This is a genomic window from Tenacibaculum profundi (assembly GCF_052050075.1).
Taxonomy (GTDB): Bacteria; Bacteroidota; Bacteroidia; order Flavobacteriales; family Flavobacteriaceae; genus Polaribacter.
In genome coordinates this window covers 2,457,670-2,470,584 of sequence record NZ_CP197225.1, presented here as the reverse complement: position 1 = coordinate 2,470,584, position 12,915 = coordinate 2,457,670, and the positions used below count along the sequence as shown (strand labels likewise).

At 31.0% G+C, this 12,915-nt stretch carries 10 protein-coding genes; 5 read left to right on the top strand and 5 right to left on the bottom strand.

Going from position 1 to position 12,915, the window contains the following annotated elements; genetic code table 11:
- Nucleotides 1-12: 12 nt before the first annotated feature.
- The 4 genes from ACSIGE_RS10040 to ACSIGE_RS10025 form a co-directional block, all read right to left on the bottom strand.
- Nucleotides 13-1,437 carry a SusD/RagB family nutrient-binding outer membrane lipoprotein gene (locus ACSIGE_RS10040; RefSeq protein ID WP_440879742.1) on the bottom strand — a complete coding sequence of 475 codons (1,425 nt, stop codon included), beginning with the start codon at nt 1,435-1,437 and terminating at the stop codon, nt 13-15.
- A gap of 12 nt (nt 1,438-1,449) precedes the next feature.
- Nucleotides 1,450-4,665: a SusC/RagA family TonB-linked outer membrane protein gene (locus ACSIGE_RS10035; RefSeq protein ID WP_440879741.1), complete on the bottom strand. Its 3,216-nt coding sequence runs from the start codon at nt 4,663-4,665 to the stop codon at nt 1,450-1,452.
- Nucleotides 4,666-4,827: 162 nt separating this feature from the next.
- Entirely contained in the window at nt 4,828-5,577 is a 750-nt protein-coding gene (locus ACSIGE_RS10030) for a uroporphyrinogen-III synthase (RefSeq protein ID WP_440879740.1), read from the bottom strand.
- Between the two features lie 10 nt (nt 5,578-5,587).
- Nucleotides 5,588-6,214 carry a DUF4271 domain-containing protein gene (locus ACSIGE_RS10025; protein ID WP_440882200.1) on the bottom strand — a complete coding sequence of 209 codons (627 nt, stop codon included), beginning with the start codon at nt 6,212-6,214 and terminating at the stop codon, nt 5,588-5,590.
- 199 nt (nt 6,215-6,413) lie between these two features.
- On the opposite strand from ACSIGE_RS10025, the gene ACSIGE_RS10020 reads away from it, so the two are divergent.
- Genes ACSIGE_RS10020 through ACSIGE_RS10010 form a run of 3 tightly spaced genes read left to right on the top strand, consistent with a single transcriptional unit; the run spans nt 6,414 to nt 9,173 of the window.
- Nucleotides 6,414-7,133 (top strand): polyprenol monophosphomannose synthase, encoded by a 720-nt coding sequence (locus ACSIGE_RS10020; RefSeq protein WP_440879739.1) that lies wholly within the window; start codon nt 6,414-6,416, stop codon nt 7,131-7,133.
- Between the two features lies 1 nt (nt 7,134).
- Nucleotides 7,135-8,472 (top strand): dihydroorotase, encoded by a 1,338-nt coding sequence (locus ACSIGE_RS10015; protein WP_440879738.1) that lies wholly within the window; start codon nt 7,135-7,137, stop codon nt 8,470-8,472.
- Nucleotides 8,469-9,173: a DUF4296 domain-containing protein gene (locus ACSIGE_RS10010; protein WP_440879737.1), complete on the top strand. Its 705-nt coding sequence runs from the start codon at nt 8,469-8,471 to the stop codon at nt 9,171-9,173. Before ACSIGE_RS10015 ends, ACSIGE_RS10010 begins: the two co-directional genes overlap by 4 nt.
- Before the next feature lie 48 nt (nt 9,174-9,221).
- On the opposite strand, the gene ACSIGE_RS10005 is transcribed toward ACSIGE_RS10010, so the two are convergent.
- Nucleotides 9,222-10,244, bottom strand: coding sequence for an NAD-dependent epimerase/dehydratase family protein (locus tag ACSIGE_RS10005; RefSeq protein WP_440879736.1), 1,023 nt, complete (start codon nt 10,242-10,244; stop codon nt 9,222-9,224).
- Between the two features lie 62 nt (nt 10,245-10,306).
- Here ACSIGE_RS10005 and tyrS point away from each other — a divergent pair, with 62 nt between their 5' ends.
- Nucleotides 10,307-11,617 carry a tyrosine--tRNA ligase gene (tyrS, locus tag ACSIGE_RS10000; protein ID WP_440879735.1) on the top strand — a complete coding sequence of 437 codons (1,311 nt, stop codon included), beginning with the start codon at nt 10,307-10,309 and terminating at the stop codon, nt 11,615-11,617.
- A gap of 896 nt (nt 11,618-12,513) precedes the next feature.
- Nucleotides 12,514-12,885 carry a hypothetical protein gene (locus ACSIGE_RS09995; RefSeq protein ID WP_440879734.1) on the top strand — a complete coding sequence of 124 codons (372 nt, stop codon included), beginning with the start codon at nt 12,514-12,516 and terminating at the stop codon, nt 12,883-12,885.
- Nucleotides 12,886-12,915 lie beyond the last annotated feature (30 nt).

The following is a 12,915-nucleotide window of genomic DNA, read 5'->3' as shown; positions in this document are numbered from 1 at the left end:
AAAATTTAATTATCATCTGGCCCACCAAACTTTAGCATTTATGCTATTGTTATCAGTTACCTCTGCTGCAATAGCATAATTTGTACTATTCAATGTTTTCTCTTCCGCAGGATAAGGCATTCTTAAAGGAATTAAACCGTTATTTAAACTCGCAGAAACGGGTTTTAGTTTTGGAAACCCTGTTCTTCTATATTCAATCCATCCTTCATAACCATTTATAAAGTTAGCAATCCATTTCTGTGTAATAATTTGTTCTAAAGCAATATCAGCGCGGTAAGCCGCTACCTCTGTTAAGTAGTCATCAGGTAAACTCACCCCCCAATAATCAAAAGCACTTTTAACTGCTGTATTATAAAGTAACCCAGCGTCATCAATTATCAATCCTTTTAAAGCCGCCTCTGCTAATAAAAATTTAGTTTCCCAATGCGTCATATAATTTATTTTCAATTTTCCTGTTTCTTCTCTAAAAATGGTGCCAGCCAATGAATAATCACCAAGAGAAATAGTTGTTTGTGAGGCATCTATTCCGTTAATTAAACCATTGTATTCATTGGTAGAGTTACCAAAAGGACGAAACAATATTTTTATTCTAGGATCATTTAAGTTTACTAAAACATCTTCTAAGGTTTCTGAAAGCACAAAGTTGTTGAAATCTCCTGCACGTAAGCGAGCCATTCTAAAGTTATTTGGTTCACCATCTGTAAATTGGAAAATTGCATTTTCATTATTAGTAGAAATATAATTTCCGTCAGAAACTATTGCTTGTAAAGTTGAAGAAACATCTTGTTTAGAAGAAATTCTTAACAAAGCCTTTATTAGAAGAGAGTTTGCAAATTTAACCCAATTTAAAAGATTTCCGTTATATAAAACATCACCCTCAAGAGGTAAGTTTCCAGCATAATTTTCTATGGCTATAATTCCTTTTCGCAAGTTATCCAGTATACCTCCTTCATCTAAATAAATACTTTGCTGTTTATCGTATTTAGGAGTTATTGTTTGTTGATTCCCAGAAAACGCTTCACTATAAGGAACATCGCCAAAAAGATCCGTTAAAGCCATGGTCATATAAGCTTTAAAAATTAAAGCAGGTCCTTCGTAAACTGAAAATATAGATTCCTGCTGTGCCTTATTTAAAATAATCTCATTATCACGCAAATTGGTATAGAAAATCGCCCATGGATTTCCTCCAAGTTGCGGTGATTTCAAGGCATGTCGATCAAATAAATTAAAATCTAGTGCGGTAAGTTGTTGGCTTAATAAGTTTCCAGCAACAAAACCTTCGTACGACATAGCTTCTCCGTAATTGTAAATCACCTTTCTGAATAACAAACTTGGGACTACATCTACTGGAAAATTTGGATTTGTATTAGTCTCTCGGAAATCTTTAGTACACCCGAAACTAGTCAAGATGATAAGAATATATATAAAACGTTTCATTTTTTAATAAGATTAGAAGTTAACACCAAGTTTAAAACCAAAACTTCTGGAAGAAGCATAAGACATGTCTTCAACACCTCCAACAATACCTTCTCCTTGAACAGCAATTTGTTCTGGATCAAAATGAGGAATATCGCTAATAGCAAATAGGTTTCTTCCAATGAGAGATAGGTTTACCTTCGCTCCATTTTTTACAAAGTCAAATGCATTGTTTTTCAAATGGAATGTATATCCTAAAGAAAACTGACGAAGCTTTAAAAATGAAGCATTATATACATTGTTTTCTTCATGATTTCTATCATAAAACTGACGATAATAACTTTCAGGAGTTACCGCTGTAGTATTAGGAGTGTATACTGGATTTTGAGCGGTTCCTGTATTCACAACACCCTGAGCAACAATACCCGCTTCAGGTCTGTAAGCAGTCTCTTCTAGTTGACCACCAACACCGGCAAGGGATAAAGTTCTTGAAACCAACTCTCCTCCTTGACGCCAGTCAAATAAGAAGCTTAGATTCCAGTTTTTATAGCTGAATTCGTTATTAAAACCAAGAGTGAAGTCGGGATTGTAGTTTCCTAGTTTTTTTAATGTTGGATCAGCGATAAATCTTCCCTCGGGAGTCAAAATAAAGTCTCCGTTTTCATTTTTTAAATATCCCGTACCATAAAAATCTCCAATTCTTCCACCTTCTTCTACTTGAAACCAAACTGTTTGATCAGGATTATTATATACCCTCGAATAAGCTAAAGTCACTCTTCCATTATTTTGAGGTAAAGATTCAATCGTAGAAACATTTCGACTGAAGTTTAAGGAAGTATTCCACTTAAAACTTTTGTTATTAATAAGAGTACTGTTCAATACAATTTCAATCCCTTCTGATCGCACCTTACCTCCATTCACAACTTGTTCGTTAAAACCAGATGATATTGGGATCGGTAGCGATAAAATTTGATCCTTAGTCAAATCATTATAATAGGTTACATCAAAGTTTAATCTATCGTTAAAAAAACGTAGATCTGTTCCTATTTCAAAAGAAGTTGTTTTCTCAGGTCTTAAGTTCGGATCCGGAATAAAATTCTGACTCGTAAAACTTGGTTGAGAATTTACATTTGCTGTTGGAAGGAACGTTCTTGAGGTTTGATAAGGATTTGTATCGTTTCCTACTTGAGCAATACTAGCTCTTAACTTTGCAAATGATATTGCATTCGGAAGTTGCAATAGATTGCTAACAATTAAACTCGTTGAAGCTGAAGGATAGAAGAAAGAGGTATTCTCTGCTGAAAAGGGAGTGGCTAAAGCACTTGACCAATCGTTTCTACCAGTAATGTCAATAAATAGGGTATTCTTATATCCAACTTTTAACAATCCGTATAAGCTATTGATTCTTTTCTCAGAAGAGAAATCAAAGGTTTCAATAGGGGAAGCAGCATTGTTAAAACTGAAAATTTCAGGTTGTGCTAGTTGTGTTGTTTGTGTTTGCTTTGTTGTGGCTTTCTGACGAAGTTGATTTCCCCCTAAAGAAATATCAACATCAAAATCAGTTATTTTCTTAGTATAGTTCAGTAAGAAGTCTGTGTTGATTTCTCGATAACTTACATCGTGTTCTGCATAAGCACCGTTTCTAAATCGGTTGGTACTAAAGTTCCTTAAAAACCTTCTTCTTTCTGTTGAGTAATCCATTCCTGTTCTCAACGTTGCAGATAAATCTTTTGTAATTTGTTGCTTTAAAGATACATTTCCGAAAATACGATCTCGGTTGAATTCATTTCGGTTTTCATGTAAAATAAAGTAAGGGTTGTCAAAGAAAGTATAATTGAATGAATATTGTTGTCTTCCTTCCAATCCAGGTTGCCAATAATTTCTCAGGTTATCAATATTTAAAGACCTCGGTCCCCAAGCAACTAGTGAATAATTTACATTTTCGGAGCCATATCCATTCGAAGGCCTATTATCACTAGTACTATTTACATAATTGATATGGGCTGAAACTGTTATTTTATCTGATGGAAGAAATTGAAGATTGGTTGTAATAGTCTTACGCTTTAAATTCACTCCAGGTATAATAGATTCACTATTTAAATCTGTAAAGGAAAGTCGATAATTTCCTTTCTCAAATCCAGAACCGATAGCAATATTATTAATGGTAGTTATTCCTGTCCTATAGAAGTTTTTAAGATTATCTGGATTAGAAACAAAAGCAGTCGGTGTAATTGGTAAGCCACTATAAAGTGAAGTGTCTCCACCTCTTACAATTGTTCCATCGGGTAAGTTAACAGGACTGTCAAACTGAGGAATTTTAGTACCTTGGTTTAACCTTGGTCCCCAGCTATAAGTAATATTGTCGTTAATTCCTGCACCTAACCCATCAACAAATTCAAAATTACCTGAGTTACCTTGTCCATATAAATTTTGAAACTGTGGCAACTTAAAAGCCGTATCGATAAATAAAGAAGAATTTAGATTCACTGAAAATTTATCTTTAGCTTTTTTAGTATTGATAATAATAACACCATTCGAAGCTCTTGTCCCATATAATGCCGCGGCACTAGCACCTTTTAATACAGATACCGATTCAATATCGTCAGCATTTACTTCCATGGCCCCATTTCCAAAATCTACTTCCTGAAAACCAGTAGCGGCTTCATTGGTGGAATTGAAAACCGTATTGTTATTAATAGGTGTCCCATCTACAATAAATAGTGGGTTATTATTAGTAAATGATTTTTCACCTCTAATCACAATTTTCGAAGAAGATCCAACTCCAGTTGCACTTCCTGGAGTAATTGAAACTCCAGCAAGTTTACCTGTAAGATTGTCTAAAAAGTTTACGGCTTTCACTTCTGCAATATCCTTTTGTTGAATACTTTGAACTCCGTATCCCAGTTCTTTAGATACTCTTCTTTTATTTAAAGCCGTAATAACAACTTCTCTTAGTCCAGTTGTTACTTCAGATAGCGTTATGTTAATCCTATTTTTACCCAATGTTTTAATCTCTCTGGTTTGATAACCAATCGACGAAAAAACCAGGATGCTTTTTGAACTAATCACTTTTATAGAATAATTTCCATCACTATCGGTCACAGTTCCAACATTGGAGTTTTTAACAGCTACATTTATATATGGAATAGGACTCTTATCAAGTTCTGATATCACTGTTCCAGTTATTATTTGTTGTGAATAAACATAATTTATAACAAATAATAATAAACCTATTAAGATATTCTTCATTTAGAGAAAATATTTGACATAAATTTATCGACTCTTTTGTTAACACAAAAAAACCGATAAATAAAGTCGATATCAAAAATTAAACATTACAAAATAAAAATAAAAAAACCACCAAAAAAATCGGTAGCTTTTTATGATATTCAATAAAATCTAATCTTAGGATTATTTTTTTCCATTTGATGTTTTAATATATTTTTCTAACGCCATTGTCATAGAGGGAGTTTCTGGTGCCGGAGCAGCAATATCTACTCTTAAACCTCTATCTTCTACAGCTTTTTTGGTAGAATTTCCGAAAACAGCAATTCGAGTATCGTTTTGTTTGAAATTTGGAAAATTCTTATACAAACTTTCAATTCCTGAGGGACTAAAAAACACTAAAATGTCATAAAAAACATTTTCTAAATCTGATAAATCACTAACAACAGTTCTATATAAGTCTGCTCGCGTCCAATTAACAGCCAACTTATTTAACTCATTAGGGATAAGGTCTTTTAATTTATCTGAAGAAGGTAATAAGAATTTTTCATCCTTATGCTTTTTAATTAATTTAATTAATTCGGGAAATGTTCTCGTTCCCACATAAATTTTACGTTTTCTATAAACAACGTATTTCTGCAAGTAATATGCAACAGCTTCAGACTGACAAAAATATTTCATATCATCTGGGACGGTAAAACGCATTTCTTCTGCAATTCTAAAGAAGTGATCAACTGCATTCCTACTCGTTAATATGATAGCTGTGTAGTTGTTCAAATCAATCTTTTGTGCTCTAACTTCCTTTACAGGAACACCTTCAACATGAATAAAAGAGCGGAAGTCTACTTTAATTTTAAGCTTATCTGCTAAGTCAAAATAAGGAGAAGTTTCTGTTTTGGGGGCTGGCTGGGATACTAAAATAGTTTTCACTTTCATAAATTTCTCTTTACGTAGTTGTTGTTTTATAAAGAATCAATAGCGGTGCTATTTCAAGTGTGCAAAAGTACAAAATAAAATAAAACAACTTACCTAGAATAAGTCTTTTATTGTTAAACAATATTAACAGGAATCTAAAAAGTATCAAAATAGTTAAAATCATGATTAAAAAATAATTGGTCTTGATAGCAAACTCATTCACAACAACAACAGGATAAATAAGCAGACAAATTGTGGATAGATAACTGTATTTCAATTGCAAGAAATAGTTAACCTCCTCCTTTATATCTAAAACACTTGCTAGAAAAACATCCGTAAAATATTTAAAAATCAAAAAACAAAAAACCACAGAAAAAATTTTTAAAAAAAAATAAAAACCAATATTACTGGATAGATGATTTACAAATAGTGAATATATTATAAGAGAGAATATAATAGTACTAAACAAAAAAAGTGTTAGTTTAAAAGGAGAGAAAACACTGATAAATTCACTTTCCTTTTGTTTAAAAAAACCAGGATTAAAAAACGCAATACAATAACCCGCCAAATACTTGGGTTTCAGTAGCTTTAAAAAAGCTAAAAGAATAAAGGAAAATAAAAGTACTAGTATAATCCAATTTTCTTTCTCACTATTCAATTCAATTGCTTGCAAAAAAAAAAATTAAAACAAAAATACATGATTTTACTAAGTATTCATATGGCGAACCAAAATTAAGCAAAGAAACACATAAAAAATATTAAATAAAATATATTCAATTTTAAAAAATTAGTTTTTTTATCAGGAAAAACTAGCAACAAATTAATGTATATTTGTACTTATTTCATAAAAAAATCTGATGTCAGATACAATTGTTATTATTCCCACTTACAATGAAAGAGAAAATATTGAACCTATAATAAGGGCAACTTTTAGTCAAGAAAAAAAATTTCACATTTTAGTTGTTGATGATAATTCTCCAGACGGAACTGCAGCCATTGTGAGAAAGTTGCAAGAGGAATATGAAGGACAATTGTTTTTAGAAGAAAGAGCCGGTAAAAATGGTTTAGGTACAGCTTATATTCATGGATTCAAATGGGTACTACTTAAAAAATATGATTTCGTAATAGAAATGGATGCCGATTTTTCACATGACCCTAATGACTTGGTAAAACTTTACAATTCATGCAAAAAAGAAGGAGCTGATGTATCCATTGGGTCTAGATATTCAATTGGAGTAAACATAGTAAACTGGCCAATGGACAGAGTACTTTTATCATATTTCGCATCAAAATATGTGCGTTTTATAACGGGGATACCAATACACGATACAACTGCAGGTTTTGTGTGCTGGAAACGGAAAGTTATTGAAACTATAAACTTGGACAAGGTAAAATTTGTTGGATATGCTTTTCAAATTGAAATGAAATACAAAGCCTGGAAACACAAATTTAAAATAAACGAAGTTTCTGTTATATTTACTGATAGAACTAAAGGAGAATCTAAAATGAGCGGTAGCATATTTTTCGAAGCTTTTTTGGGTGTTATAAAGATGAGATTAACCGGATTACCTAAATAATATGAAATCATACCTGATAAAAAAAGCAAAAATTGTAAACGAAAATAAAACCTTTGTTGGTGATGTTTTAATTGAAGGTGCTTATATAAAACAAATAGCTGAAAATATTGAATTTAATGACGCTATCATTATTGATGCATCAGGAAAATATTTAATTCCTGGAATGATCGATGATCAGGTACATTTCCGTGAACCCGGACTAACACATAAAGCAAACATCGGAACAGAAAGTAAAGCAGCTGTTGCTGGTGGTATTACTTCTTTTATTGAAATGCCCAATACCATTCCGCAAGCAACTACTCAAGATTTACTAGAAGATAAATTTGAAATAGCTAGTAAAACGTCTTATACTAACTATTCCTTCATGTTTGGAGGAACAAATGATAATTTAGAAGAATTATTAAAAACAGATCCTAAAAATGTGGCTGGAGTAAAGTTATTCTTAGGATCATCAACAGGGAACATGTTAGTGGATAATGAGGAAGTGCTAGAAAAAATTTTCTCATCAACAAAATTACCTATTTCGGTTCATTGCGAAGATGAAGAAACAATCCGCAAGAATACCCAAGAATTTATTGATAAATATGGTGAAGATATTCCTATTAAAAATCACCCGATAATTCGAAGTGAAGAAGCTTGTTATTTATCATCATCAAAAGCTATTGAGCTTGCTAAAAAAACAGGGGCGCGATTACATGTTTTTCATCTTTCGACAGCAAAAGAAATGGAATTATTTAGAAATGATATTCCGCTAAAAGAGAAACAAATTACAGCTGAGGTCTGTGTTCATCATTTATGGTTTTCAGATAAAGACTATGATGAAAAAGGAACGTTAATTAAATGGAACCCTGCTGTAAAAACAGAAAATGACAGGGATGCTTTATGGGAAGCACTGCTTGATGATCGCATTGATGTAATCGCAACAGATCACGCTCCTCATACGTTTGAAGAAAAAAACAATAAATACACCAAGGCTCCTAGTGGTGGCCCTCTTGTTCAACACGCCGTCATTGCTATTCTTGAAAAAGTAAAAGAAGGCGTTATACCAATTGAAAAAGCTGTTGAAAAAATGAGTCATAATCCTGCGATTCTTTTTAATATAGAAAAAAGAGGTTATATCAAGGAAGGGTACTACGCAGATATAGTCCTAATTGACCCTAATCAAAACTGGATGGTAGAAAAAAACAATCTTCTATATAAATGTGGATGGTCTCCCTTCGAAGGACAAAAGTTTTCTACTAAAATAACACATACTTTTGTCAATGGTAACCTTATATATAATGATGGTATATTTAATGATCAAGTTAAAGGTAAACGCTTAGTATTTGAAAGACAATGAAAAATATAATCTTTATTATTTTCTTAAACCTTTTGGTATCTTGTTCGAGTAATACTATCTATGAAAAACCAAACGATTTAATTCCGAAAGATACAATGGTAGCTTTTTTAACAGATATGTATATAGCATCATCCGCTAAAGAATTAAAAAACAAACTTCAAAAAAAAGAACCTAGTTATATTTTTCTAATCTACGATAAATATAAAATTGACACTACCAGATTTGATAAAAGTAATAAATACTATACCTCTAGAGTAGATGAATACTCTGAGATTTTAAAGCAGGTAAAAAATAATATTGATAGTCTTAGCACTTTATATCGTAATAAAAAAAGAGCCAGAGACTCTGTAAAGGTGGAACCTAATGATATTATAAAAACAAAAACCCCTCTCATTTCGAGACCTAAAGATACTGTAAAACCTAAGGATTTAATTCCAAAAGACACCATGATCGACATCATGAAGTATGTACAGCATTTTCAAAAAAAAATGGAAGTAAAAAAACCTAATAAGCTAATTAAAAACCGTATTTACTATTTTGATTCTATTCAGTCAAAATATAAGATTGATAGTTTAAGGCTCGATAAAAGTAGAAAATACTACATGTCTCAAAAAGATCTATTTACTGAAATGCTAAAAGAAACTAATAAAAGTAACGATAGTTTAATAGAAAAAGAGACAAAATCAAGAAAACAATTGTAATTCAATAACATATTTTATTTATACAAACCTAAAAACTTATTATAAGATTTATTGTCTATTCATTTTTTTCAATTTATAATCCTGACAAATAAGAGCTATCGATTTTGCAATAGGCGTAAACTCATGACTAATTATTTGTTTGATTTTTTCTGAAGTGTAAAACGATTGAGAATGAGATGAACGTGCTGAATTTTTTGTTAGTAGTGGCTTTTTTCCCGATAATTTGGTTATTACCCAGTCAATTCTCCAAAAAAATTCAGTAAAAAATTTTCCAATTTTTACATTCGGAGCTTTTTTATCAAATTCTTTTGCTATCATCGTTAATATTTCTTTGAATGACTTATTCTCTGAAACAAGAATAAAACGCTCATTATCAATACTTGATTCTACCAGACTAATCATGGCTCTAACAACATCCTTTACACATACAAAACCTGTAATTCCATTCGTATAAAATTTAAAATTGTTATCAACTCTCTTAAATAGTAAACCAGATCCTTCATTCCAAAATCCACTTCCAAGAATTACGCCTGGATTTACAATAACAACGTCTAGCCCTTCCTGACTACCACGCCAAACTTCCATTTCAGCTCCATACTTTGAAATTGCATAACCATGTTGACTACCATCATCAGACCACTCATTATCTTCATTTATATATTTTTCATTTAAAGAATCTCCTATAGCTGCAATCGAGCTTACAAAACAAAATTTTTCTATTTCAAAATCAATAGAAAAATTAATCATATTAGCTGTTCCATTAATATTTATATCACGCATTTTTTTATAGTCTGATGGATCAAAAGAAACTAATGCTGCACAATGATAAACTTTAGTAACTGGATATGAAAAAACTCTACTTAGAGATGGAATATCCGTAATATCAGCTTTAATCCACTGTATTTTATGAAAAATCTCATCAATATTATTGCCATAGTATAAGAAAACTTTTTTTACACTTTCTAATTTTTCTTTTCTCCTGTAAATAGCTAAGATACTGTCATTAGACAATGCTAAATGATATAATAAATGCGATCCGACTAATCCTGTTCCTCCCGTTACTAAAATCATATTACGAAAATAGAATTTTTTGTTTGATAAATGTATCTTTGTTTACTTAAAACGATAAAGATATGACCAAGAATTTAATTGAAGAGTTACAATGGCGTGGAATGATTCACGATATTATGCCTGGAACAGAAGACCAATTACAAAAGGAAATGACGACAGCGTATATTGGTTTTGATCCAACTTCAGATTCGTTACATATCGGTAGTTTAGTCCCTATCATTTTGTTAGTACACATTGAAAAGGCTGGGCACAAGCCAATTGCTTTAGTAGGAGGTGCAACAGGAATGATTGGTGATCCATCTGGAAAATCAGATGAACGTAATCTCTTAAATGAAGAAGCGTTAGCGCATAATGTTGCTGGAATTAAAAGAACATTAGGGCGTTTTCTAGATTTTGATAATGGTGCTGAAAATTCTCCAGTATTGGTGAACAATTACGATTGGATGAAAGATTTTTCATTTATCGAATTTGCTCGTGATGTTGGAAAAAGAATTACAGTAAACTATATGATGGCAAAAGATTCTGTAAGAAAGAGGATTTCTGGCGAAGGTGGAGCTGGAATGAGTTTTACAGAATTTACTTATCAGTTAATTCAAGGATACGATTTCTATCATTTACATAAAGCGCACAATTGTAAACTTCAAATGGGTGGTTCAGATCAGTGGGGAAATATTACTACTGGAACTGAATTAGTGAGAAGAATGAATGTTGGAGAAGAGGTAAAAGCATATGCAGCTACTTGTCCATTGATTACCAAAGCAGATGGTTCTAAATTCGGTAAATCTGAAGGCGGTAACGTATGGTTAGATGCTGACAAAACATCTGTATATAAGTTCTACCAGTTTTGGTTAAATACTTCGGATGAAGATGCTGAAAAGTATATTAAAATCTTTACATTCTTAGATAAAGAAACCATTGATAGTTTAATTGAAGAACATAAAGAAGCACCTCATGTAAGAGTTTTACAAAAGCGATTGGCAGAGGAGGTAACGATTTTTGTACATTCAAAAGAAGAATTAGATAAAGCAATTGCAGCGTCGAATATCTTGTTTGGGAAATCTACTGCGGAAGATTTAAAGGGTTTGGATGAGCAAACATTCTTAGATGTTTTTGATGGAGTTCCTCAAGCTTCTGTTTCTAACGAAGATTTTTCTGAAGGATTGGATATGATTGGTGCATTAGCCGCTAAGACAAATTTTTTAAAATCTAATGGAGACGCGAGAAGAGCTTTAAAAGAAAATTCTATATCTGTAAATAAAGAAAAAGTGAAAGAAAGCTATACTATAAGCAATAAAGATTTAATAGCTAATAAATATGTTTTGCTCCAAAGAGGTAAGAAAAACTACTTCTTATTAAACGTAGAACAAGTCTAAGAAACAGCCTTGAGTTCAAATATTAAAGGGCATCTTTTACAATTGATGCCTTTTTTCAAATATTTATTACAACATTTGTTCTTTGGTTTTATACAATTTGAAGAACACAAATCACTGCACGAATTACGTATATTAATATTTGTTAATTCCGAGCTAGAAACGGACATCAGCTTTTTAATATCTTGGTAAAAAACAATCATCTTTCTAAGTAAATCATTGCAAATATACGTTTTTTATTTAGAATAAATTAAAATTAAACAAAGCCTCATTAATTTTTCAAAAATCGCCTTTATTAAATCATGCAATTTTTATTGCGAAGTTCTCTAAAATTTACACTTACTTGAACAAGCAATTAAATTTGAAAAACTAACTGATTACCACATTAAGATATTCAAGATATAAACACTATCGGTACATCAGATATAGAAAATCATCTGATTATAAGTATGTCAAGTCGATAATTTGATCTTTTAAAAAAACATAAAAAACTATCTTTCAGAAACTTATTTAAAAAAAACAACAATTAAAATATTTCTTTATAAGAAATTTCATTTTGTTAGGTATCCTTACTATATTTGCATTGTTAACTTTATAAAAATTAATTATGACGTAATACATCTATTTTAATCAAAAAAATATTCCTTAAATAACACATAGGTGATATTAGAAATCATTTCTAATACTCAGCATAGAAATTTAAAAAATTAATAATATTAATCAATTAAACTGATGTTTATAATTAGAATAATTTAAATCAGAAGTGTTCCTTATCGAACATTTTTCCTTCTTATCTAGAAATAAAATTCATGATGTTTTTTTTTGAAAGAAGGACGAGGAAAGCTATTTTTGTTACGCAAATTTCTGTTTAAAATTTATTTCTTAAACAACTATAAATCTTGTTAAAAAATATAATAACATATCTTTTTGTATTTCTTTACTTTATAGCCATGCTTAGGCCTATCAAAGCCTATGTAGAGTATGTTATAAATTATGACTACATTTCAAAAGTGTTGTGCATTAACAAAGATAAGCCCGAAATGCGTTGTAACGGAAAATGTCAATTAGTGAAGAAACTTAAGCAACAAGAGGAGAACGATTTTAAATCGTTAGAGATTTTAATTGAAGAGTATCCGATTGGTTTCATATCCATTTTAAGTTTACAAATCCCGCAGCATAGCTTTTCACTTTACTTAAAAGATCACTTTAATCATATTGAAAATTACTTTTATTTAAGAATTCAAAAAGTATTTCATCCACCAGTTACATAAAATCGTAGTGTATATAGAAAAGATGTTTTT

Coding starts and splice junctions, on each gene's coding strand:
- ACSIGE_RS10030 (WP_440879740.1), bottom strand. CDS start 5,577: ATGAAAGTGAAAACTATTTTAGTATCCCAGCCAGCCCCCAAAACAGAA.
- ACSIGE_RS10035 (WP_440879741.1), bottom strand. CDS start 4,665: ATGAAGAATATCTTAATAGGTTTATTATTATTTGTTATAAATTATGTT.
- ACSIGE_RS10020 (WP_440879739.1), top strand. CDS start 6,414: ATGTCAGATACAATTGTTATTATTCCCACTTACAATGAAAGAGAAAAT.
- ACSIGE_RS10040 (WP_440879742.1), bottom strand. CDS start 1,437: ATGAAACGTTTTATATATATTCTTATCATCTTGACTAGTTTCGGGTGT.
- tyrS (WP_440879735.1), top strand. CDS start 10,307: ATGACCAAGAATTTAATTGAAGAGTTACAATGGCGTGGAATGATTCAC.
- ACSIGE_RS10015 (WP_440879738.1), top strand. CDS start 7,135: ATGAAATCATACCTGATAAAAAAAGCAAAAATTGTAAACGAAAATAAA.
- ACSIGE_RS10005 (WP_440879736.1), bottom strand. CDS start 10,244: ATGATTTTAGTAACGGGAGGAACAGGATTAGTCGGATCGCATTTATTA.
- ACSIGE_RS10010 (WP_440879737.1), top strand. CDS start 8,469: ATGAAAAATATAATCTTTATTATTTTCTTAAACCTTTTGGTATCTTGT.